General features: G+C 44.8%; 21 protein-coding genes and 1 tRNA gene. 15 read left to right on the top strand and 7 right to left on the bottom strand.

The features are described from left to right. Positions 1–4: 4 nt before the first annotated feature. From ACO0K1_RS13015 to ACO0K1_RS12960, 12 genes are all read left to right on the top strand, one after another. Positions 5–217 carry a DDE-type integrase/transposase/recombinase gene (locus ACO0K1_RS13015; RefSeq protein ID WP_423026361.1) on the top strand — a complete coding sequence of 71 codons (213 nt, stop codon included), beginning with the start codon at positions 5–7 and terminating at the stop codon, positions 215–217. Further along, positions 154–432 carry a DDE-type integrase/transposase/recombinase gene (locus tag ACO0K1_RS13010; protein WP_423026359.1) on the top strand — a complete coding sequence of 93 codons (279 nt, stop codon included), beginning with the start codon at positions 154–156 and terminating at the stop codon, positions 430–432. Before ACO0K1_RS13015 ends, ACO0K1_RS13010 begins: the two co-directional genes overlap by 64 nt. A gap of 345 nt (positions 433–777) precedes the next feature. Further along, entirely contained in the window at positions 778–1260 is a 483-nt protein-coding gene (locus ACO0K1_RS13005) for a type IV pilin protein (protein ID WP_423026357.1), read from the top strand. Beyond that, the gene (locus tag ACO0K1_RS13000) at positions 1254–1841 is read left to right on the top strand and encodes a pilus assembly FimT family protein (RefSeq protein WP_423026355.1); all 588 of its coding nucleotides are present in this window, start codon (positions 1254–1256) and stop codon (positions 1839–1841) included. The genes ACO0K1_RS13005 and ACO0K1_RS13000 overlap by 7 nt, the downstream gene beginning before the upstream one ends. Position 1842: 1 nt before the next feature. After that, on the top strand, positions 1843–2271 hold the full coding sequence (gene pilV / locus ACO0K1_RS12995) for a type IV pilus modification protein PilV (RefSeq protein ID WP_423026353.1): 429 nt from the start codon (positions 1843–1845) through the stop codon (positions 2269–2271). Further along, entirely contained in the window at positions 2268–2921 is a 654-nt protein-coding gene (locus ACO0K1_RS12990) for a PilW family protein (RefSeq protein ID WP_423026351.1), read from the top strand. The genes pilV and ACO0K1_RS12990 overlap by 4 nt, the downstream gene beginning before the upstream one ends. Positions 2922–2978: 57 nt before the next feature. After that, on the top strand, positions 2979–3467 hold the full coding sequence (locus ACO0K1_RS12985; RefSeq protein ID WP_423026349.1) for a PilW family protein: 489 nt from the start codon (positions 2979–2981) through the stop codon (positions 3465–3467). Between the two features lie 3 nt (positions 3468–3470). After that, positions 3471–4079 carry a pilus assembly PilX family protein gene (locus ACO0K1_RS12980; RefSeq protein ID WP_423026347.1) on the top strand — a complete coding sequence of 203 codons (609 nt, stop codon included), beginning with the start codon at positions 3471–3473 and terminating at the stop codon, positions 4077–4079. 38 nt (positions 4080–4117) lie between these two features. Further along, positions 4118–7984, top strand: a complete 3867-nt coding sequence (locus ACO0K1_RS12975; RefSeq protein ID WP_423026345.1) for a pilus assembly protein — start codon at positions 4118–4120, stop codon at positions 7982–7984. A 26-nt stretch (positions 7985–8010) separates the two neighbouring features. Further along, the gene (locus ACO0K1_RS12970) at positions 8011–8676 is read left to right on the top strand and encodes a hypothetical protein (protein WP_423026343.1); all 666 of its coding nucleotides are present in this window, start codon (positions 8011–8013) and stop codon (positions 8674–8676) included. A 468-nt stretch (positions 8677–9144) separates the two neighbouring features. Further along, positions 9145–9954 (top strand): hypothetical protein, encoded by an 810-nt coding sequence (locus ACO0K1_RS12965; protein WP_423026341.1) that lies wholly within the window; start codon positions 9145–9147, stop codon positions 9952–9954. 11 nt (positions 9955–9965) lie between these two features. Then, positions 9966–11057, top strand: a complete 1092-nt coding sequence (locus ACO0K1_RS12960) for an alpha/beta hydrolase family protein (protein ID WP_423026339.1) — start codon at positions 9966–9968, stop codon at positions 11055–11057. 333 nt (positions 11058–11390) lie between these two features. Here ACO0K1_RS12960 and ACO0K1_RS12955 read toward each other — a convergent pair whose 3' ends face one another. Continuing rightward, on the bottom strand, positions 11391–12557 hold the full coding sequence (locus ACO0K1_RS12955) for a patatin-like phospholipase family protein (protein WP_423026337.1): 1167 nt from the start codon (positions 12555–12557) through the stop codon (positions 11391–11393). Between the two features lie 474 nt (positions 12558–13031). Between ACO0K1_RS12955 and ACO0K1_RS12950 the strand changes: the two genes are divergently transcribed. Further along, complete coding sequence (locus ACO0K1_RS12950; protein ID WP_423026335.1) at positions 13032–14594, top strand: class I adenylate-forming enzyme family protein; 1563 nt, start codon at positions 13032–13034, stop codon at positions 14592–14594. Between the two features lie 361 nt (positions 14595–14955). Continuing rightward, positions 14956–15432 carry a hypothetical protein gene (locus ACO0K1_RS12945; protein WP_423026333.1) on the top strand — a complete coding sequence of 159 codons (477 nt, stop codon included), beginning with the start codon at positions 14956–14958 and terminating at the stop codon, positions 15430–15432. A 44-nt stretch (positions 15433–15476) separates the two neighbouring features. Here ACO0K1_RS12945 and ACO0K1_RS12940 read toward each other — a convergent pair whose 3' ends face one another. The 5 genes from ACO0K1_RS12940 to ACO0K1_RS12920 all read right to left on the bottom strand — a co-directional run bounded on the left by ACO0K1_RS12940 (position 15477) and on the right by ACO0K1_RS12920 (position 19806). Continuing rightward, entirely contained in the window at positions 15477–15656 is a 180-nt protein-coding gene (locus tag ACO0K1_RS12940; protein WP_423026331.1) for a DUF6538 domain-containing protein, read from the bottom strand. Positions 15657–15751: 95 nt separating this feature from the next. Beyond that, positions 15752–15836, bottom strand: a tRNA-Leu gene (locus tag ACO0K1_RS12935). A gap of 273 nt (positions 15837–16109) precedes the next feature. After that, the gene (locus tag ACO0K1_RS12930) at positions 16110–17510 is read right to left on the bottom strand and encodes an MATE family efflux transporter (protein WP_423026329.1); all 1401 of its coding nucleotides are present in this window, start codon (positions 17508–17510) and stop codon (positions 16110–16112) included. Further along, positions 17507–19249 carry an ArnT family glycosyltransferase gene (locus tag ACO0K1_RS12925; protein ID WP_423026327.1) on the bottom strand — a complete coding sequence of 581 codons (1743 nt, stop codon included), beginning with the start codon at positions 19247–19249 and terminating at the stop codon, positions 17507–17509. Before ACO0K1_RS12925 ends, ACO0K1_RS12930 begins: the two co-directional genes overlap by 4 nt. A 290-nt stretch (positions 19250–19539) precedes the next feature. Continuing rightward, positions 19540–19806 (bottom strand): type B 50S ribosomal protein L31, encoded by a 267-nt coding sequence (locus ACO0K1_RS12920; RefSeq protein WP_186913154.1) that lies wholly within the window; start codon positions 19804–19806, stop codon positions 19540–19542. A gap of 515 nt (positions 19807–20321) precedes the next feature. Here ACO0K1_RS12920 and ACO0K1_RS12915 point away from each other — a divergent pair. Further along, complete coding sequence (locus ACO0K1_RS12915) at positions 20322–20951, top strand: trimeric intracellular cation channel family protein (protein WP_423026325.1); 630 nt, start codon at positions 20322–20324, stop codon at positions 20949–20951. Here the strand turns inward: ACO0K1_RS12915 and ACO0K1_RS12910 are convergent. Then, the gene (locus tag ACO0K1_RS12910) at positions 20929–21579 is read right to left on the bottom strand and encodes a TetR family transcriptional regulator (RefSeq protein WP_423026323.1); all 651 of its coding nucleotides are present in this window, start codon (positions 21577–21579) and stop codon (positions 20929–20931) included. The genes ACO0K1_RS12915 and ACO0K1_RS12910 overlap by 23 nt on opposite strands. Between the last annotated feature and the right edge of the window lie 565 nt (positions 21580–22144).

Below are 22144 nucleotides of genomic sequence, written 5' to 3'. Positions count from 1 at the left end.
ATATATGCAGGTCATCGCCTGCATAATTTTTTTCGACAATTCGCATTCGACTTTTGTTAGCTCTACGACGAATGAAGTCCGTGAACAATGGAAATACGTGTGCCGCGCAATTGACCACCTTGGTCATACGATGAACTTTCTACTCGCCGCCAAATGCGATCATACTTCTGCGAGGAGCTTTTTCCAGCGGGTGATTGGGTTGCACGACGTGCCGTAAAAATTACCATCGACAAGCGTGGTGCGAATAATGCCGCAGTGCGCAGCATGATCCTCGATAGCCGCCTGAAAATCACGTTGCACCAATCAAAATATTTGAACAATCATGTTCAACAAGCGCATCGGGTCATTAAGCACCGAACACTATCCATGCGGAGATTCAAGCAATTTCAGTACGCAGCCAAACCCAGCGCCGGTATTGAGACTATTCGCTGACCAAAAAGGGGCAACTGAATGGTCCCAAAGGCCAAGTTGCATTCGTTGCAGATCAATTCGGCTCTTTAGTGTTGATCTTTACGATACATCGCTTCGTATCACTGCTCTTTTCTGCATAGAGTGACATACTTTTTTTGCACCAACTTATAGCGATTGACCTAATCAGTGGTGAATTTTATAGTTGGATTTAACCATGTAATAGACCGATGGAAAGGGGCTGCAATTTTTTCAGGCATCTGAGCATCGATTGGCAAAAGTATCTTTATCAGGCTATTTGTGGCTAGCCAAATGCGTACTGTCAGCCAAACTAGCATGCCTATTTTGATTCGTAAATGAGAAGTGCTCATGCCAAATAATTTATACAAAATGTTGGTAAATCGTTCTCGCAGGGAAGAGGGATTCACACTCATCGAACTGCTTGTTACTGTGGCGATTGTCGCAATTTTGGCATCGACCGCTTTACCGGCATATTCCGATTACATATTGCGAGGCCAGATTGCTGAGGCAACGAGTAATTTGATGTCTATTAGGGTGAATATGGAACAATATTATCAAGATAACAGAACTTATCTTGATGTTAGTTCAAGTGTAGTTTCTCCCTGCAATGTTGGGCAGCTTGCAGCGATCCCAATGAAATATTTTGTTTTAAGTTGCAATAGTGTGGCAGGCGACACCTACACAATTGTGGCGACTGGCAAAGCACAAACCTCTACTTCCGGTTTTGTATTTAAACTAAATAACACAAATATCCAGAGTTCGACGGTTGGGGCTAATTGGGGTGGAGCGTCATACAACTGCTGGGTAACAAAAAAGGGCTCAACATGCTGAGGCTAGTTGCAATAAGTGGGTTTACGCTCATTGAGATGTTGGTCACTATTTCGCTGGCAGTAATTATGATCTTGCTCGCACAAGCCGGTTTTTCTAGTTGGATTGCCACCAGTAAATCACGTAGCGTGGCCGAAGCTTTACAAAATGGTGTGCGTGCAGCTCAAGGAGAGGCACTCAAAAGAAATCGTCAGGTCGCATTTGTGCTTACCAATGTCAACCCTGTTGCGGGGGCCTCCGCGATGCCGAATGGAAGCAATTGGTATATTCAAGCTCTCCCTCTTTTTCCTGGAGAAGTCGTTGATGCACCGCTAGTAAGCGTTGGTTCTTTTGGGAATGTTGGGGCGGGCGTTTCGGTCAAAGGTACGGCTGCTATCTGTTTTAATTCAATGGCTCGCTTGGTTACGAATGCAGCAACCAGTTCAATTTTCGGCGCGGCATGTGTGGCCATGAGTTCAGTCTTATACACAGTCACGGTACCTGGAGCAAGTAGAACGTATCAAGTACAAATCTCGATGGGAGGGCAAGTGCGCTTATGCGATGCCAATAAGGTCTTATCAGCTGCTGCGCCGGATGGTTGTTAGAATGAAATACAAATTGAATTTATGTCGGAACCAGTCAGGTTTTTTATTAATCGAAGTTCTGGTGTCGTTACTGATTTTTTCCGTGGGAGTGTTAGGCTTGGTTGCCATTCAGGTCACCGCGGTCAAAGCCTCGTATTATTCAGAAGATCGTATGCGTGCATCAATGATGGCAAATGAACTTGTGACTATCGTAATGACACAGAAAGATGCCAACAAAAATTGGAACGTTAATCCGTTGGGCTTGGATCCTGCGAAGATCGTGGCTTGGAAAGTAAGACTAGTGAATACGGGTGCTTCAGGTTTGCCCGCTGCAAAAGCTGACATCAGTGCTCCTGATTCAAATGGCGTTGTTACGATTACGATTACCTGGTTAGAACCAACGCTTACTAATTCCAGTCAGTTTATTACGCAAGTTGCACAGCCATCATGAAAATTCAATTTTACTTTCGTAAATTTGAACGTGGCTTGTCCATGGTTGAGTTGCTGGTGACTCTGCTTATAGTGCTGATGATGTCGTTGGCAATTTCTGGCGTACTCTCGACCAGTGAAAGTAAAAAGCGCTCGATGACGTCGGTCAATGATATCAACCAAGCTGGGAATTTTGCGATGTATCAATTAGAGAAATTGATACGTGCAGCGGGTTTTGGAATATCCGACAATTATCAGCAGGTGTTTGGATGCGCTTTGTTTTCCAGTTTAAATCGTAACCAGATACTTCCATTCCCAGGCACTATGGCGGCGCCATTTACGGTATTGAATCAAGCTTTGCAAGGCAATTATCGTCTTGCACCACTAATCATAGCTCAAAATATGACTGTGCCCAACTTTAGCGGATCAAGCTCTGATGCACTGATTGTAATGTCTGGTAGTTCTGGTTTCGGTGAAGCGCCTACCCAATTTATTGGAAAGTCTTCTTCACCTCAACTTAATCTGAATAACTCAATTGGTTTTAACGGGAATGATTTAGTAATGTTACTTGATCAGGGAGCAGCTGTTGGTTCGCCATGTATGGTAGAAGAAGTTGCAGGAGGATTTGTTGGTGCCGTGGCGATAAGCGCCATCCCTTTGGATGGCGCTTAATATGCCAATCAGATCGGGACTGCTGATGTAACGAATTATGGTACTAGCGCAGTTGCAATGAATTTGGGCAATGCATCTACAAATATGCCTGGTTTTTATTTGATTGGCGTTGGAGCTAATAACGTTCTTTATCAATACGATCTTTTGCAAGGCGGCATCTTGAACACGTCAACACCCATTGCTGACGGTGTGTTTGAGATGCATGCTTTGTATCTTGTTGACCAGTCTGCAAGCTATACAGGTCTGGCAGATACTTGGGTAAGTCCTGGCACTTCACCGTTCGATTATGTCACCTTAGAAAACGGTACTGCGGCGTCAACCGACAATTTATCAAGGATCAAGGCGATTCGCCTTGGCCTAATTACCAGGACCGCTCTAAGTGAGAAACCTAGGGTTCCACCTGTAACAACTGGCCCAATTATTCTGTTTTCAGATATCGGGACGCCTTTTACCTACATTCGGAATTTAGCGCCGCCCGAGCAGAATTTTCGATATCGAACGATAGAACTCACTATTCCTTTGCGCAATAATTTATTGTTGAATTAGAACATGACTTCAGCAAATAACTATCGTCGATCCTCAGGTATTAAGCCACTGCGTCAACGTGGTGTCATCTTATTCGTGACACTTATAGCTCTAGTTGTTCTGCTGATCTCGTCGATAGCTTTGGTTCGGTCGTTTGACACAACGATGATACTCGCTGGTAATTTATCTTTCAAACGCGATTTAATTAATCAATCAGAGCGAGCTATCTTTGCGGCAAATGCGTCAATGAACGATCCAACTAAATTAGGAAATACAACTGCCGTGCAATCGAATGTAGTTGCATACAATTATTACGCTACGTTACTACCTTCAGATGTGCATGGTTTGCCAAATATGATCACTGACGATTCACTCTGGACGTTAGGCAGCGGTAATGACATCGTAGATCCAATTACTGGTGTAAACGTGAGATACGTTATCGATAGAATGTGTAATGTCGCCGGTCCGGCAAGTCCAAGTACATGTATCGTTGGCTATGCGGTGGTACCTGGCGGTACCGTGGGAATATCGCAAGGAAAACCGAATGGTCCAATAGTCTACCGCGTAAGCATACGGGTAAAAGGACCACGCAACACGCAAACCTATGTGCAAACAACGTTGCAGTCAAAATAAATATCGAAGGATTCGTGTTTTCTAGTTGAAGGATAGAAATGATCATACGTATTTCATTGAAGAAGGTTTCGACAATTTTTATAGGAACCTTGCTGTCGTCCGCTCTTTTCCTTTCCATCAATTCACGTGCACAAACAGTGCTGTCGGATCAACCCTTATTAACGTCGATTGCTGTTCCCGGTAATTTGCTTCTTTCCTTATCAGTTGAGTATCCAACGGCATTGAGCTGGGCTTATCCGCCCAATCTTTCACCATATACCCCTGCAAATACCTTTATTGGATATTTTGATGCGGCCAAGTGTTATGTCTATCAGGCGTCTCCGACAGACGATACAACAGGCAAAGGCTATTTTCAGCCATCCGGTATGGCAGTCGGTCACGCTTGTGTGAGCAGTTCATCTTCGCCATTGTGGAGTGGAAACTGGTTAAATTGGGTTTCTATGCAAACAATCGATACTTTTCGTTCTGCACTGACAGGTGGTTATCGCTCTTTTGAAAGTCCGGGCGTCACCGTGTTGGAACGTGCATGGGCGTCTGGTCAAGGTAAAAATATTGAAACAGCGACGAAGAATATTATAGATGCCGGTTACATTGCTGGAGCAACACCTTTCGCCACATGGACAAACCTATCTTCTCGCTCGTGGGGAGCAGGTAATCAAATCTGGATATCTGGTACAACTAATCCTGATTCTGTGAGTGCTGTTTTGATGTATGGAGGTAACGTCACTCCACTAAGGATGCCGGGAACAGTTCCATATGAAAAACAGAATTCATTTGATAGTAACAACTGGGCAAATCCAGCTACAGTATATGCACTTGATGTGCGAGTAAAGGTGTGTGACAGTGCAGTTTCGTTAGAGTCAAATTGTAAAGCATATAGCTCCGGTTATAAGCCAGAAGGGTTATTGCAGCAGTATTCTCAAAAAATACGCATCGGTGTGTTTGGCTATTTAAACGACGGCAGTGTCCAAAGAGACGGTGGTGTGTTGCGCGCTAATATGAAGTTTATTGGCCCGACGCAACCCGCATTACCGAGCACGACCGGCAATATTGGGCAACCTATCGCGGGAACACCGAGTCAGACTAACCCCTTTACCGAATGGGATGCAATTACCGGGGTAATGAATATCAATCCCAACCCTGCAGATGCAATTACGTCTGGTGTAGCAAATAGTGGTGTTATCAATTATTTGAATAAATTTGGCGAATCTGCTCAGTATTATAAATTGTTCGATCCCGTCAGCGAGCTGTATTACGTTGGAATACGCTACTTTAAAAAATTGGGAAACTGGCCAACTTATACGTCAAATGTTACTACTGCAATGGCCGATGGGTTTCCAGTGATTACCAATTGGGAAGATCCGATTTTATATTCTTGCCAAAAGAATTTTATCTTAGGGATCGGTGATAACAATACGCATTCTGATGCAAATTTACCTGGCAGTACGATAGGGTATTCTGGCTCTGAAACGTCAATGAGGCCAAACGACGATAAAACAGTTAATGTGACGACCGCCACAAATATGGTGGGCTACTTAGAAGGATTTAGCAGTTTAGGAACAAACTACTATTATGGCTATAGTTCCCCCAATTTTATCGCTGGTTTAGCATACGATTCCCACACAGTCGACACGCGTCCAAACGAATGGTTGAATACAGATGGAACTACCCCAAAATATTATAAGCAGACTGTTTCAACCTATTGGGTAGACGTTTGGGAGTACCAAACGTATGCCGTTGATAATAGATATTATCTGGCAACAAAATATGGTGGTTTCAATGTGCCTGATGGTTTTCAGCCCTATGCGTCGACTAATGGGTTTAGGACGTTAACAATAGGTACTGGCTCTTCTGCGAAAACTGTCCCAATGACAAATGCGATGTGGCATACCAATACTGATACGTTTGGTGCGAATTTACGCCCAGATAATCTATATAGTGGGGCCCAAGCGAATGTCATGGTTGCTGGTTTGAATAGTGCGTTTGCGAGTATTGTGAGTAATATTACGGGTTCTAGCACAGCATTTTCGTTCACTTCGGGAACAGTGACATCAACGAATAATTTAAGTTATGCGAGTCAATATAATTCAGGTAGTTGGACTGGCGATGTTACGGCAAGTTCTATTTCAAGAGACGCGCAAAATAACCCTACGTTTACCCAGATTTGGAGCGCCCAGGCAGCATTGGGAACACAAACCAATAGATACATCGTTTCATGTTGCTCTAATTCGGGAAAAGCCTTTCCGTTTCAGGTCGGTAACTTGAAACCCAATAATTATGCGACATTTGCAAATGTTCTCGGTGTCGCCTCAGCTTCCCAGTCTTCTGCTAATTATCTTGCATATTTACGCGGCGTAAGAACCAGTGAAATCGGGCAAACAAACGCAAATCAAGTTGCTGGTGTATACAGGACAAGGGCATCACTTTTGGGCGATATTGTTAATTCAAAGCTGGCAGCTGTTGGTCCTCCGAATAGTGTTTTTTCTGATAGCTATAATCCAGGATATTCTTCTTTTAAAGCAGCATACGCCTCCCGGAAAACGGTTGTTTATGCAGGGGCAAATGATGGCATGTTGCACGCAATTGATGGTTCATCGAGCGGTGGAGCAGAATTGTTCGCTTACATCCCAAGTTTTGTCTATGGAAATAGTACGACTGCTTCTATAAATGGATTGGCAACGTTAGGAAATCCCAGTTTCTCACATCACTATTTCGTTGATGGACAACAACAAGTTTTCGATATTGACATGAATAGTACTTACCAAAGTACTAGTTCATCACCAGCATGGAAGTCGGTATTGATAGGTGGCTTGGGTAAAGGTGGTAACGGATACTATGCAATTGATGTGACAGATCCTTCAACTTGGACTAATGAGTCTGCAGTCGCTAGTAAAGTCTTATGGGAATTTACTGATCCACGGATGGGATATTCGTTTGGTCCTCCAGTGGTCGCAAAGACCAAAAAATATGGATGGGTGATGGTTTTTACTTCTGGCTATGGTAATCCCGATGGTCGGGGGTACTTCTTTTTTGTAAATCCGACCACTGGCGCGCTACTTGAAGCAGTTTCTACAGGCGTCGGGTCAACAACGAGTCCTGCAGGCCTTAGCTATGCATCAGCTTATGCGATTGCTTTCAATGATACAACGGCAGATTCTATCTATGCGGGTGACTTGCTAGGGAATGTGTGGCGCGTTGATTTGACAACGACAGGAAATTATGAATCCCCGACAAAAATTGCTACTTTAAATTCGCCATCAGGTGGTGTGCAGCCGATAACAACTCAGCCATTGATTGAAGTCCAGCCTGGTTCGTATAAACGCTACGTCTTAATTGGGACTGGTCAGTTGCTCAATACTCCTGATCTCTCAAGTACACAAGTAGAAAGTTTTTATGCAATTTTGGATGGGACGGCAACAGCCTTTTATACGCCTTCCACCTTGCCGAGCGGTATATCTTTTCCAATCACGCGTGAGAAGATGGTGGCGAATAACAATTTGCTTTTAGGAATTGGTTCAGCACCGACTAATCCTATGGGTTGGTACATTGACTTAACTACTAATTCACTTGGAGTTTCGGCGCGAATGGTTATTGCACCTACAAGTAGTGTTGGATTAGTAGCGTTTGCATCGGTAACCCCAAATGGTGATCCTTGTAATCCTTCGGCAAGTGGGACGCTTTACGCAGTGAATTTTGGAACGGGTAGTTCTATCTTGACCGACCGCGTAGGCGCAGCAGTTCCATACATTACACAGGGCACGATTTCAAATGTTCAGTTTGTTAATGCGAATGGGTATTTCCGTTTAGAAGTCAGTGGAAATGGCGTCTCAAGTGCGCCCGGTCTGGGTGATGCTCCCGTTAGTTATAAACGCATTAGTTGGCGAGAGTTGCCGACCGCCGATTAGTTCGTTTGTTGTTGCAGATCCTGTATATGACATTAGATATCGGTAATGGACGAAAAATGCCGATACAGGCAATCGAAAAAAAGTCTTTCCGTATTATTGCTTTAATTGTCTCTTTGGGAATTCATTTGCTAGTGCTTTTTTTTGCATCACGTGAAGTTTCGTCTGGAGAACGTTTCAAAAATGTATCTCCAATTATTCCGAGAATTGCGTATGTCCAGGTTGATTCACATAGAAGCTTGTCAGAGAATGAGAGGAACTCTGCATCAAAAAAGTTTGGTCCCAATCAGAGTTTTTCAAAACCAAATTTGATTAATGGTATTACTTATGTCAATCAAAAAAAGATGCCCGAGATCGATGATTTATTTCCATTGACCTTTCTGCCATCAAGCGAACTGGAACTTTCTCCAGTTCCTATCTCCGAACCTGATTTTTCGACCTTTAATTTTTCCACCTTTGATGATTCCGAGCGTTTATTCTTACACATTCGACTTCGTATTTATGTTGATTCCAAGGGCTATGTAAAGGATGTAAGATTGCTCAATGGTGGTGGAGAAAATTCTAAATTACTAGAACAATTACAAGCGATTTTTTATGCAACTAAATACATCCCGGGGCGTCGCTTTGGCATTGATATGCCATCGTATATCGAATTGGAAATAAATTTATATGACGGGTTTTCCGTTGCCCCATGAGTCGAAAAGAGAATTGCCGGGGTTATGCACTGACCGGGAGTTGGTTAAACCGCTCCAAGAACAAGGATTGCCACGGAATTCGATCTGAAATTAACGGTCCATGAAATCTGCTTGCACTTAATATGTTGAGGTCTTTTATAAGCGAAAGCGAGCGAATCTTTTCTTCCTTTTGTGCACGCAAACCGTAAAGTATTTGTATTCTCAATAACCAAGTGCCTGATCAATATTCAGTGCGTCAACATGTTAATGTTAAAATGTTGATTTTATAGCACTGTTTAGCTTGAAAAAAAACGATATCAAAAGTGTGAAGCAAGTTTGAGAGTGCAGGATTGCTGTGGAAAATAAATGCTTCATTAGCCGCAACCATACATTTTTTCAAAGTACGCTTGCATTTCAAAAGTGAATTCGCGCTACCCGACTCAATGCCGTTGAGATTTAAATTTATTTTAATCATTGTGATTCAGAAAAATGAAGCGACTAATTTTTTTTGTTATTTGGAGTTGTACGTATTTATCTTTTTCGCAGGCAGCTCAGTTGGAAATCGAGCAGGCAATCGACTCTCGTGGAACGACGTATGCTAGCCTTTCACCAAACGGAAAGCACATAGCTACTGTCATTTTTAATGGTACCAACTATGGGCTCGTTATTTATGATACTGAGACGCTGACTCCACGACTATTGACGTCTGGAGGACGTGGCCGCGAAGGCTTTTATACTTATACAAAAGCGCCACGTGAGATTACATGGGTTGATAACGATTTGCTCGCTGTAAATTACGGCCTCGTAGCGGAAACAATCGATCTGGAAGGCAAGAAAGGCAGAGAATTGGGTGAAGAAGTGATAGGCCATGCTGAGCCTGGGGTGCCATCTTCGCCGACTCTGTTAGTCTATACTGATGTCGAGGATGGGGATGTCGCTCTTGTCAATGCTCGTACTGGCTCCAAAACTAAGTTTAGTACTCCCCGAGGGAAAATTTTGCATCGCGCCTTCGATCGTCGTGGTCATTTGCGTGCGGTGACATTGGTAAATTCTGCGTTCTGGAAGGATGAATCGACGGTATCCAATTGGTATAAAAAATCAGCGGATGCCGATTGGGAAAAACTGTCCGATTTCAAAATCACGGATGATTATTGGACTCCGATCTATGTACCCGACGAACCTAATCAATTGGTTGTTGCTAGCCGTATGGGTCGAGATACCTACGCTCTATTTAACTATGACACAACACAGCGTGTGATCACTGACATGTTGGCGGGTCACCCGACACAGGACATTTAAGCGTAAGCGGATTGGAACTCAGCGCATTCGAACGCGTGACTACTGGCGGCATGGTGCCGCAACAGATTTGGTTTGATGCGCATTGGGTCGCAGTGCAGCAATTGATAGATAAAATTCTTCCAAATCACCTCAACAAATTGAGTGGTGATCCAAAAGGAAACGTGTTGGTCTATTCCCTAAGTGATACAGATCCCGGAAGCTGGTATTTATTCGATACTATAAATGGATCATTGACATTGTTTGCTCATAGAAAGCCATCTGTCTCAAATGCCACGATGCGCCCTATGAAAATATTTTCATACAAAGCGTTGGATGGAACAGAAATCCCTGCTTTTCTTACGCGCCCAAATGACAATGCCGGTCCGATGCCGATGGTAGTGTTGATTCATGGCGGTCCCACTGCACGTGATTATTGGGGGTGGAACGAGGAGGTGCAAATTCTTGCTGCTCGCGGTTATGCAGTGTTTCAACCGCAATTCCGCGGCTCGACAGGATTTGGTCGCCGTTTTGAGGAGGCAGGATTTGGACAATGGGGTCGCGCGATGCAGGATGATATTACTGCGTGTGTTGGTGAACTGGTCGCGCAAGGTATTGCTGACCCTGCACGTATTTGTATTGTTGGCGCAAGCTATGGCGGTTATGCCGCTCTTTGGGGAGTAGCCAAAACACCAGACTTGTGTCAGTGTGCTGTTAGTTTTACAGGGGTCTCCGATATCGAGTACATGTTCCATGATGGCTCCGACAGTGTAGCCAAAAAAACTGTGAGAGAGTGGATGCTAAGCCGTATCGGGGATGCGACGACGGAGAAAGCAAAGTTCGATGCAGTATCTCCTCTTAAACATGCAGATAAAATTCATGTTCCAGTTTTACTAATTCATGGAGAAATGGATAAGCGAGTCCCTATATCTCACGCTGAAAAAATGAAAGATGCTTTAGAACATTTGGAAAAAAAGGTCGAATGGTTGTCTTTTGAAGATGAGGGACATGGTATTTTCTATACTCGTAACGAACTTATTTACTACAACAAGTTGTTGGAGTTTCTCGACAAGTATATCGCCCCAGTTAAATCAAATAAGGAGAATAAGGCGGTACCGTCGCCTTAATTTTCAAAGGATATGGTTAATACGGTTTATATGGTTAATGTTGTTAAGTTAAACTGAGGTGTCTGATGCCGTTAGTCAAAAAACAGGCACATCTTAGAACTTAAGATTTTTTTGATTCACGATCCGCCATTACCTCTGCAAAGATACGACGATTGGTTTAATCCGATGCAAATTTTTTGAGGGTGCGATAAACAATGATTGGGAATCAGCTCACCCGTAAATCGATTTTTGACTGATCGGCTGATTTCTTGAAAGTTCAATTGCGATCGTCCTCAAAACGTGAAATCGCTTTACCGTCAGGTTGTCAAATGCCTTGCCAAAGTTACGTTTATTTTACGTTGTCTTCGCGGGGGCAAATTCCGATTGAAGATCACTGCAAAATCCAGAGAAGTGTTCAGCTTTGACTTGTTGCATTGCCAGTTTTTCTCCGATTTGGATGAGTTCAGGAATGAATTCAATCGAGTCAAGTTTGGCGACGTCGGCAGGATTAATTTCATTTAATTCTAACTCATCGAGTCCCGCGCGGGAGATTTCGCCGTCGTAGCGTAAGTAAGTGAATAGTTTTTCGGCGCCGATTGACGGTGTGTTTATTAAGGTCCCCACTTCTTTGTCAATCGCACCGCCGTACAAACAGTTTCCAAACAAACGGCAAAGTGTATCTTGTTCTTGTACTGTAGAAAGCAATATTGAGGGGATAAGTGTCACGACATCATGCATCAGATTCATGTCTGAACGTTTCAGTTCCATGTTCTCATGGGGTATGCTTCCAGTCCCGATAGATACAAGCAATAAATTATCGACACCTGTTGCCCAACCAAGACCGAAAGGTTGAGCTGTCGCGTTAATAAAAGCTCGAAAAGCGGGATTGTTGTAGGATGAAATGCCGCCATCGATAAAGAGGAAATCATGATCACCAATTTTGATTTCTTCAGGTGGAAAAAATGAAGGTGCTGCAGTGCTGGCGCGTATTAGTTTCCACAGGGGAAGGTGTAGGTGAGAGTGACGTTGGTCGAGATTAAATTTGCTGTTTGGATTGTTACTGATTGCCCAGGGGTGGTCCGTATTCGCGTTGCGCATGACAACCATCAACACTGTTTGTAAGACTTCACTACCCAGTGTCGTGTCTTTTCCAAATATTTCATGTAATTTTTCGGAGAAAGCCTGATCGGTATATTTCCATTTAAAGCGGTCAAGCAGGCTCGCATGTTCGAACATACTTTTACCAAAGTCGAGGTAGAAAGATCTGATTTCGCTGACGGATTTTCCCATTGAAAGCAAGGTACCAATAATCGCGCCTGTGCTCGTGCCTGCGATATAGTCAAAATAGTCAGCGAGAACAAAATCTTCTCCGCGATTGTATTCAGTTCTGAGTTGATCCTCAATTTTGGCGAGAATTTCAAGCGTAATGATGCCTCGAATTCCCCCTCCATCAAGTGAAAGAATCCGTTTCTGACCAGGTTGTGCTATGCGCTTCGCTAAGGCTGATTCGTTTGTCGTCATATGATGTACCCCAGTGCGATGTCAGTGTAATAATGTTTTACATCGTAGCATAACTGCAACAATCATTCGCAGTGTAAATTCGTTATATTTTTGCGTACAACAAATCTTATCGGCAATGCGTGAAAAGACTTCTCGTTCGCTGGGGGCGTGCTGACGCCTATAATAAGCCAAGGTCCGTTGATGATAGATGGCTGTGGTGATCTGAATTCTCCTGATCAGTTTTAAGCGTTTGGACGACCGTGAGGTTCAGCGGGAGGATAGGGGCAAGCGTCTCATCGACACCTGACTTGATTTCGCTTACACGACAAAACACTTATTTCGAGGTATATTGTTCACAGAGGCCTGCCGCATCCAACTAACAAAATGGAAGACATTGGTTGGCCTAAGGAAAAAATACGTAGTCCGCATGTTCGATTAAATATGCCATATAGTGATGGACGACATATTCTGAATTAAGTCTTTTTGATGGATTTCATGATAAATTTCGACGACGTTTTAAGCCAGTCATTTGGCACAGTCTCTGATCTGATCCGGTCCCATGCGCAGTTACGGCCGCAACAGCCCGCGATTACCTTAAATGAACGCATGCTTGATTTTGTGGCACTTGATACGTTGGTTGACCGTATTGCGGCCTCGTTACAACGCGAGGGATTGCAACCGGGTGATAACCTCGCAATTTGTGCTGCAAGTTCAATTGAATATGCCGCTGTATTCCTCGGCGGTTTGCGTGCTGGTATCGCTGTCGCACCGTTAGCACCATCGTCAACGCCGGACAGTTTGATCGCCATGATAACGGATGCAGATGCCACCTTTATTTTCGTCGATTCGGCCATCTCGCAAGCGCTTGCGCCACGAGTCGAGGCGATAGGCGCGCGCTTGATTACGCTCGATGACTCCGATCCCGGTACGCACTTTAATGACTGGCTCGCACCCATCGGAACACGACCGAATCATGTCGACATCGATCCTGACAGTCCCTTTAATATCATCTATTCGTCTGGCACCACAGGCACCCCGAAAGGTATTGTGCAATCTCATCGCATGCGCTGGATGCATGTACAAAGAGGTGCCGCGAGTGGGTATGGATATCAAGCCGTGGTGCTTCTTGCTACGCCCTTGTACTCGAACACAACATTGGTTAGTTTTATGCCCGCACTGGCGCTTGGGAGCAGCGTTGTGTTGATGCAAAAATTTGATGCTGGCGAGTACCTTAGACTGGCATACCAGCACCGTGTCACTCACACTATGTTGGTTCCTGTTCAGTATCAGCGCCTGATGGCGCATGCTGATTTTGATCAGTATGACTTCTCGTCATTCGAAAGAAAATTTTGTACCAGCGCGCCCTTTAGCGCCGCTCTGAAAAGTGAAATTCTACGACGTTGGCCGGGCGCATTGGTCGAATACTATGGCATGACAGAAGGTGGTGGCACCTGCATCCTGGCGGCGCATGAACATCCCGATAAGCTGCATACCGTTGGTTGTCCTGCACCCGGACATGATATCCGACTGATTGACGATCAGGGGCGCGAAGTCCAACCCGGCGGCACCGGCGAAATCGTTGGGCATTCAATTGCAATGATGAACGCGTATCATAAATTGCCTACAGCGACCGAGAATGCCGAATGGCGCGACGCCAGTGGTCGGCGTTTCATTCGTACGGGCGATATTGGGCGCTTCGACAAAGATGGGTTCTTGATCCTGCTTGATCGTAAGAAAGACATGATTATTTCCGGTGGCTTTAACATCTACCCAAGCGATCTGGAAACCGTCTTGCAGCGTCATCCCGACGTTGTCGAGGCAGCCGTCATTGGTTTACCGTCGCAGCGTTGGGGAGAATCTCCGGTGGCGATTGTGGTACTGATATCGGGCAGCCATTTAACCGAAGTCGTATTGCTGGAGTGGGCTAACGCACAACTAGGCAAGACGCAGCGCCTCGCAGCAGTCAATATCGTGGACACACTACCTCGCAGTCCGATCGGTAAGGTGCTCAAACGCGAGCTGCGCGACGTATTCAAAACCCGCACAGTTTTACTCTGACGGGAGAGTGAAAGCCTAAAAGTGCCAATTCCTACTGTCACCTCATTGATCATTCGCCAGCCAGTAGTTGATCCGATTTCTGACTGACGTTACGAATTCCCGCCAATAGGCTATTACTGATGGACGTAGCTATTGACGCTTGAAAGAGGTCAATTTTCTTTCGAGTAAGAATTACTTACATGCTGGAAAAAGGATCATCTTGGGTTCGGCTACCCACAAGAACAAGCTAAGACTTGCTTTCAATAATTTAACGCACTTATTTCACAAGTTTAAGTTGTGATTGTTTGCATAACCAGACGTTATATTTAAATTGATGAACGACGTAGAAAATTATCGGACTCTGAGCGTAGCAAGAAAAATATTGTCACTACGCACCACATTTCATATTACCGATTCCAACGGGCAAATTCGTTACGAGTGCTCTCAAGTGTTTGCATGGTTTAACCCGCCTTGGACTCTTTCGCACAACGGAGTCCAAATGGCAGTTTTCAAACGTAAAATATGGAGTCTGGCGCCGACTTGGGAAGTTAAAACAAATGCTGCGCATTTTCTACTGCGAGGAAAATTGTTTTCGCTTCGACGAAGAATCCTCATTGAAGGAGGAGATTTTGATGGGGCTGAGCTTGTAGGAAATTTGTTCGATATGCGCTTCAAACTAAGCTTTAATGAAAAAACAATATCCGAGGCAAAAGCAAAAGTACTAACAATGCGCGAACGGCATGAAGCGATTTTGTTCGAAGATTCACCACAAGTCGAACTTCTTACTGCCATATTAATGTCATGTCTGTTGATACAGAAAAGTGTGAGCGAGAACGATAATCAAGCTGGTTCGGGTTAAAACGAAATTTGATGTAAGTTCGTTTCTCTGAGTTTAAGTTATGGTCAATGTACGAGGACTATCGTTTTAGTCTCGTGGGGATTAATTTCGATGCTGGAAGTGCGCAAGCTGCGGTAAATGACTTTGGTCTCAAAGTAGCCGTGTAGATCTTTCGGAATATTGAGACGAAAGTACAAAACACCATGTCTGTTACGGTGTAAATTGGAAGGTAATTTGATGCCCATTTTGTGCGATATGTGACACTCATATGTGACACTTGACAAAAACAGGGCGTAAAAACCAAAAAAGCCCTTGAAAAATCAAGAGCTTAGTATCTGGTTGGTGCCGAGAGCCGGAATCGAACCGGCACGCCTTGCGGCGCGGGATTTTGAGTCCCGTGCGTCTACCTATTCCGCCATCTCGGCAACGCACAAAAGGGATTATGACAGGGCTGGCTGTATTTTGCAAGTGCAGCGGGTGGTTGGATGCCTTTATGCGGGTTGGGGAATCGTATTTTTTCCAATTTCTGCATATTTTTTAGTCAATTTTATTGATCGCAAATTGTCGTGGTAGCGTCGTGTATATTGACGCTCAGTTTACCTGCCTGTTTTGTCTTGCTTATTCTCACTTTACTTCCACGCGATTCCCGCGCTATTTCCGCGCTATTCCCACGGTATTGCCATTCAGTTGGCATTACACTAGCCCTTCTTTGGTGCTGTGGAATCGGCCAGGTTGAAGTGACTTTGCACGCGTTGTAAATATAGCCATAGGCTCAGCGCGACTAAGGCAATGCTGGCGCTGTTGGCGAGCCAGAAACCGGTTGCGCCGTGGAGGCTGTCAGGGATGATGTGCCATGGATCAAGGCCGATGATATAACCACCGCCGAGACCGCAGCCCCACAAGGCTACTGCATATAAAACTGTGGGTATGACGGCGATTTTATAGGCGCGCAGGACAAAGGCGGTGACGACTTGAATGGCATCAAAAATTTGATAGACCGCGATGAAGAAAAATAGCGGCAGGGCGGCGGCGATAATAGCTTCATTGTTGGTGTATGCATGCAAAATCCAATCTCTGGTGAGCCAGATAAGGATGCCCATGGGTATAGCGCAGCCGGCAGCCAGAAGTAGGCCAGCATGACTGATTGTTTTTGCTTGCTGCAATTGTTTCGCGCCGATCGCTTGCGCGACGAGTGTGCTGGTGGAGTTGGCTATCGACAGCGGCAGCATGTATAAAATTGTGCCGAAGTTAGCTGTTAATTGGTGTCCAGATACGGCCACTTCGCCCAACCGGGCAATAAAAAGCGCCATGAATGCGTAGGCGGTGACTTCAATCAGGTAACTTAATCCCATTGGGATGCCGAGATGCAGCAATGCTTTTAAAGACTGCCATTGTGGGCGTATAAAACCAGTGCCGAATATGGCAAAGATTTTATAGTATTCAACGCGATGCAAGATCATCCAGCCCGTGATTAACATCAACCAGGCAATGACGGTGGTGGCGGCAGCGCAACCGGGCCCACCCATGGCGGGAATGCCTAAACCACCAAAGATGAATAGCGTATTGAGGGGGATTTTTAACGCTAACGATGCCAATTGAATCGCCATGACCATCTTTGGACGACCTACTGCATTATTGAGGGCACTATAAATTCTGAAACCCAAGGTCGCTGGTAATGCTAATGCAAGGATTTGCAAATAGAGGCGCGATTTCTCATTCAAAGAAGGCGATGCTTCGGCGATGTTGAGTAAAGGCTGCGGGAATAGTAATAGCGTGCAACCCAGCACCGACAAGAAAAACGCCAGCCAGATTCCTTGCTTTAATTTTGCACCGATTTGCGGGTAATCACGCGCGCCGAACAGTTGTCCTACGGTTGGCGAAATGGCTTGCAATACGCCGTTTAAGCCAACAAAAATGCTGACGTAAATCGAAATGCCGATTGAAAGTGCCGCAAAATCTGTCGCTGAAAAGCGCGAGGTCATGGCGGTATCGATGACGCCATTGGCAACGACCGCTAATTGTCCAATCAACATGGGCCAGGCGATGGCAGCAATTCTCTTTGCGTTGCCGATCACACCTGGCGTTGTTAGCGCCGTCATTTGTTTTTACGGCGATACAAAGTCAGCATTTCGTCCTTGTCATAGGCACGGTGTCCATTCCATATGCGTTCCCATTGGCTCAACTGATAATGTGACGGCAATTGCGGCTCATCAGATTGTTTACGATTGTGTTGCAGCATTAAATAGCCGCAATCGTGATCCGTAAAGCTAGCAAAATGTACGTGCCCAAAATACGCTAATGAACTACGCTGTGAAGGACCGATATAAGCTTCAACGCAATAATCTTTGCTAGGCAGTTGTTGCGCTACTTCCTTGCCCAGTGACGCATAAGTAATACGTTGATTGATCCAGGGTAACCATAAACTTAACAGCAACAACCAACATAAAATCACACCACCACTGGATAACACGACGGCACGCCACAAGACCGACGGTTGGCGTGAAATCCGCCAGTAGACCAGCAGGAACCAGGCAATCGTTGCCGTCAGTGCAAATGCAAAAACAAATGGATTAAAACTAGGTTGAAAACCAGGTGCCAGATGCAAAATTTTTGCGCTCATTTTGCCAGGCCAGCCAGTTTGTTCGGCAATCCAGCCTAGCCAGATGAAGGCTGCTGTGCCCGTCAACACTAGAACGGCAAACCAATCTACTGCATTAATCGCGCTGCGCTTCATGGTCGGCAAGCCAAATGCGGCCAGGATAGCGAGGGGCGGTAAAATTGGCAACAGCAGGCTTTCTTCTGAAGATGGATTTAAAAAGCTCAGTAATACAAAGCAGATAAAAAATGTACTTGGTAATGAAATGTGCAAGGCTTTTTCTTGTCGACGCCAGGCATAAATCGCCCAGCCTGCAAACGGCCATGCGGGCCATGCAAACCAAATGCTGTATTTGAAAAAATACCCTATGCTTGACAGTGTCGGCCAATTAATTTGATGGTAATTCCACGACATCCACGCGGGGTAAGGGCTGCTGTCATATGGCGCGACAATGTAGATCGCCAGCAACCAAAGTGCAGGCAAAATCAAGGCAACTGGCAAGGCAGCAAGGATGAATTTGATTTGTCTGGTCTGTTGGCGATACAGGCACAAAACGCTGAGACCCAAAACCAGACTGAAAGGCGTAACCCAGCCACGCGTCAAAACTAAGAGGCCAAGACTGATACCTAATTGGATCACCAGACGGCGCTCGGGTTTGTCAAGCAAACGTACGCACAGGTACAAACAGAACGCGATCAAGGAAATTTGCAGCGTTTCAATGCTGGTTTCATGGCTACGTACCAACAGCCCTAAACATCCCAGATAAATGAGCAGCGCGCCATCTGCGAGAGTGCGACCAAAGTCTTGTGGTTCAGGTTGGCCACCAAAGGCGAGTTTGAGAGGTTGTGCTTCTGATCGCCGTCCGAGTAAATACGTGGCATACCACACCGATACGGAGCCGATGATGAAAAAGATTCCGGTGGATATGCGTGCTGCCATTGGTTCGCCAAGAATGCCACCAAATAGTTGAATGCAAATTGCACCTAACCAGTAGGTAAGTGGTCCTTTGTCTGGCATTGGCATGCCGACAATGTGCGGCCACAACCAATCGGCGATGGTGCCATGTGCCATTGTCCACATGACGCCAAAACTGTTCGCGTCATCACCTTTCCAAGGATCACGACCAATCAGACCAGGCAGGATGTAGAGCAGGCAGAGAGCAAAGATGCCCCAGCGTGGGAGAGCGATGGTAGCAGCGGCGGGAAGGCGAACTGGCTTCATATTCAAATTTATAGTGACCATGTCGGTTGTTCGTGTTCCTGAAAAGCAAGGCAACTCAGGACTAGATGCAGTTACTTTTTGCGGTTGTTTATATCAACCACAAAAAAATCACAGCAAGACTGACGCAAAATGACTCAAATTTGATGTTGGCATTGCAGTGAAACGATTTTATCGTTGGCACTTTGCCTGCTGAATCCATTTTGCGTAAGTCTTGTGCTGGCTAAATTGTTTGTATTTTAAATAGATTGTACGGAGTTGCTTAGTAAAAAAGGCAGCCTGAGCTGCCTTTTTTGTTAAAACCGTTGCGCTGATTAGTTTGCAACTGAAGTCTTGGAGCCAACAGTGCCGAACTTTTTGCGGAACTTGTCAACACGACCAGCGGTGTCAACGATTTTATGTTTGCCAGTGTAGAAAGGATGGGATTCTGCAGAAACCTCGATCTTGACCAGTGGGTATTCTTTGCCTTCAAATTCTGCTTTATCTTTTGTGGAGATAGTAGAACGTGTGATGAATTTGAAATCGTTAGAAACGTCGTGGAACAACACTTCGCGATAATTTGGGTGGATGCCGTCTTTCATGCTTGCCTCAGTATATAAAGTAGGTAGCCAATATGCACTTCGTCGATCGCACAGCTTCTTGATCCGATTGCGTATCACTTGCCAGAGTTGAATAAATATGGATTTTGCACAAACAAAATGCCAAGCCCATGATTATATAACGATTTTTTGGTTTCAGGATAGCGTGGGCAGCGGCAAAATCAGTTTGTAGGTAAGCTTATTTGAAAGAAATCTTTAGAAATAGGAAAATTTCTAAAGATTTACCCGAAGTTGTCAGACTTTGGTCATGTCCCGCAGGTAAAATTGCATCTCTAAAATACTCAGCAAATTAAAATGCGGTGATCGACATTGGCGTTTTAATAACGACGATCCATTGCTCGTTGTAACGCCGCCGATCGTCTGGCTCACGGCGGCAGTTCAGTGTAAATTCGATGGAAAATAATCAATAATCAATAATCAATAATCAATAATCAATAATCAATAATCAATAATAATATTGTTAATAATGTAAATGAATTTGAAGGTTAAAAATTAGTATGGCAAGTAGTTATCTGGGAATGAATGCAATGTTGCACACTGCCGAGGTGGCAGGGGTGATTGCGTTTGCTTGTTCTGGTTTTATTGAGGCGCGCCGCAAACGTATGGATGCAGTCGGGTGTTTTACGGTCGCCTTTATTACCGCGTTTGGTGGGGGCACCTTACGTGATTTGTTGCTGGATCGGCGTCCCTTGTTCTGGGTCGAAAATCAGGAATACCCGATTCTTATTTTTATTTTGTCCTTACTCGCCATCCCTTTGTTACGCCATTTGCGGCATGCTTTGACGGAAAATATATTGGAATGGGCGGATGCCCTGGGTCTTGGTTTATTTAGCGTTACTGGCACCTCGCTGGCGCAGGAGGCGGAAATGCCGCTGTTTGTTTGCGTAATGATGGGTGTCATTACAGGGATTTTTGGTGGGGTGTTACGTGATGTGATTTGCAATGAAATCCCATTGGTGTTCCGCCGCAGCCAGTTGTATGCAACGTGTGCCTTTGCAGGCTGTTGGGTGTATTTATTCTTGAATTGGACGGATACGTCGGAAGCAATGGCCTTGCTCGCGGGTATCTCAATCACGTTTGCGATGCGTATTCTGGCCATCCGATTTAATTGGAAATTGCCGGCGTAGACTTTTTTAACGGCGGGCGGGTTAATAAGCCTGCCAGAAACATGTCAACCATGCTTTCAGCGTGAGCAATCATGCAATAGGCGTTCGTATCTTCCAGCCATTCATGCACGATACCGACCAAAAATGCGTGATTGGCTTGCATTGCGATCCAGGTATCGGTGTCATGGGGCAATTTGCCTTGATCGACCGCATTTTGGATGATGGCCTGAACCTTTGCCATACATTCAACACGCTGGCGTTTTTCGTTTTCAAAAAAGGGTAGGTCTGGATTTTTTTCACAGCGATGGAAAATAATGTCAAACACGCGGCGTTGACGCTCGTCCCCTGAGACCAGTTGCAAAAAATGAATATCAAGCTGCTTTAAGGCAACCACCGGATCTTTATCAGGTGTTTCAAGAATCTCATTCAGCAGCGCTTCCATGGGTAAGAATGCGCGATCACACATGGCCTGCAACAGGGCATTTTTATCCTTGAAGTGCCAATAAATCGCTCCGCGTGTCATGCCAGCGGCAACGGCGACATCGTTGAGGGTTGTGTTCGTGACACCTTTTTGAGAAAACACTTGCTCCGCAGCATCTAGTAATGCGGCATACGTTTCTTGTGCTTCTTCTTTGGTTTTTCTGACCATCGTTGTTCCTTTTAGGTCTTAAACAAAACGGTTCTGGCAGTTCTATTGTTTTATCCAATCTTGATGCGGTGCCTGAGCCGTGTTGTTTAAGTTGTATCCTGTTTTTTTCTTCGCGCTTTCCGTTATATAAGCTTATCTGAATTCTTTATGCGCTTTTTCTGGCAATTGTAGGCAAATTTATGCATATGTCATACTAAATTCGCTTATTACAATAAAAAGATTGAGAAAAATTGAATAAGAAATGAATAAGAAATGAATAAGGAATGAATAAAAATAGATAAAAAATAGACAAAAAGTAGACAAGAAGTAGATAAGAAATTATAAAAAGTTAATAAAAATTGTAAGTCTTGAAGAAGCAAAGATAAAAATAAAGAAATTTTTTCTATCAACATTCCAATCAGATCAACCTGAAAACTCCCGCCTACCTGCCGTTTTAAAACCCTAACAGCACAGTTTTTCCCACCCTCGCAAGCGATGGGACAATGACGATCCGGGTGCGACGGCGTATCCGGGCGAGTCAACGTCTTAGCAATTTAACCAAAATCACATACCAACTCCATCATCG

The sequence above is a fragment of the Undibacterium sp. SXout20W genome, from assembly GCF_049340285.1.
Lineage (GTDB): Bacteria > Pseudomonadota > Gammaproteobacteria > Burkholderiales > Burkholderiaceae_D > Undibacterium.
Note: the sequence above shows the minus strand (reverse complement) of the source record. Positions and strands in the feature narration are given on the sequence as shown.

What these genes read in the sequence shown, in the direction of transcription:
- ACO0K1_RS13015 (WP_423026361.1), top strand. Translation starts at nt 5, where the DNA reads ATGCAGGTCATCGCCTGCATAATTTTTTTCGACAATTCGCATTCGACT.
- ACO0K1_RS13010 (WP_423026359.1), top strand. Translation starts at nt 154, where the DNA reads ATGCGATCATACTTCTGCGAGGAGCTTTTTCCAGCGGGTGATTGGGTT.
- ACO0K1_RS13005 (WP_423026357.1), top strand. Translation starts at nt 778, where the DNA reads ATGCCAAATAATTTATACAAAATGTTGGTAAATCGTTCTCGCAGGGAA.
- ACO0K1_RS13000 (WP_423026355.1), top strand. Translation starts at nt 1,254, where the DNA reads ATGCTGAGGCTAGTTGCAATAAGTGGGTTTACGCTCATTGAGATGTTG.
- pilV (WP_423026353.1), top strand. Translation starts at nt 1,843, where the DNA reads ATGAAATACAAATTGAATTTATGTCGGAACCAGTCAGGTTTTTTATTA.
- ACO0K1_RS12990 (WP_423026351.1), top strand. Translation starts at nt 2,268, where the DNA reads ATGAAAATTCAATTTTACTTTCGTAAATTTGAACGTGGCTTGTCCATG.
- ACO0K1_RS12985 (WP_423026349.1), top strand. Translation starts at nt 2,979, where the DNA reads ATGAATTTGGGCAATGCATCTACAAATATGCCTGGTTTTTATTTGATT.
- ACO0K1_RS12980 (WP_423026347.1), top strand. Translation starts at nt 3,471, where the DNA reads ATGACTTCAGCAAATAACTATCGTCGATCCTCAGGTATTAAGCCACTG.
- ACO0K1_RS12975 (WP_423026345.1), top strand. Translation starts at nt 4,118, where the DNA reads ATGATCATACGTATTTCATTGAAGAAGGTTTCGACAATTTTTATAGGA.
- ACO0K1_RS12970 (WP_423026343.1), top strand. Translation starts at nt 8,011, where the DNA reads ATGACATTAGATATCGGTAATGGACGAAAAATGCCGATACAGGCAATC.
- ACO0K1_RS12965 (WP_423026341.1), top strand. Translation starts at nt 9,145, where the DNA reads ATGAAGCGACTAATTTTTTTTGTTATTTGGAGTTGTACGTATTTATCT.
- ACO0K1_RS12955 (WP_423026337.1), bottom strand. Translation starts at nt 12,557, where the DNA reads ATGACGACAAACGAATCAGCCTTAGCGAAGCGCATAGCACAACCTGGT.
- ACO0K1_RS12950 (WP_423026335.1), top strand. Translation starts at nt 13,032, where the DNA reads ATGATAAATTTCGACGACGTTTTAAGCCAGTCATTTGGCACAGTCTCT.
- ACO0K1_RS12940 (WP_423026331.1), bottom strand. Translation starts at nt 15,656, where the DNA reads ATGGGCATCAAATTACCTTCCAATTTACACCGTAACAGACATGGTGTT.
- ACO0K1_RS12930 (WP_423026329.1), bottom strand. Translation starts at nt 17,510, where the DNA reads ATGACGGCGCTAACAACGCCAGGTGTGATCGGCAACGCAAAGAGAATT.
- ACO0K1_RS12925 (WP_423026327.1), bottom strand. Translation starts at nt 19,249, where the DNA reads ATGGTCACTATAAATTTGAATATGAAGCCAGTTCGCCTTCCCGCCGCT.
- ACO0K1_RS12920 (WP_186913154.1), bottom strand. Translation starts at nt 19,806, where the DNA reads ATGAAAGACGGCATCCACCCAAATTATCGCGAAGTGTTGTTCCACGAC.
- ACO0K1_RS12915 (WP_423026325.1), top strand. Translation starts at nt 20,322, where the DNA reads ATGGCAAGTAGTTATCTGGGAATGAATGCAATGTTGCACACTGCCGAG.
- ACO0K1_RS12910 (WP_423026323.1), bottom strand. Translation starts at nt 21,579, where the DNA reads ATGGTCAGAAAAACCAAAGAAGAAGCACAAGAAACGTATGCCGCATTA.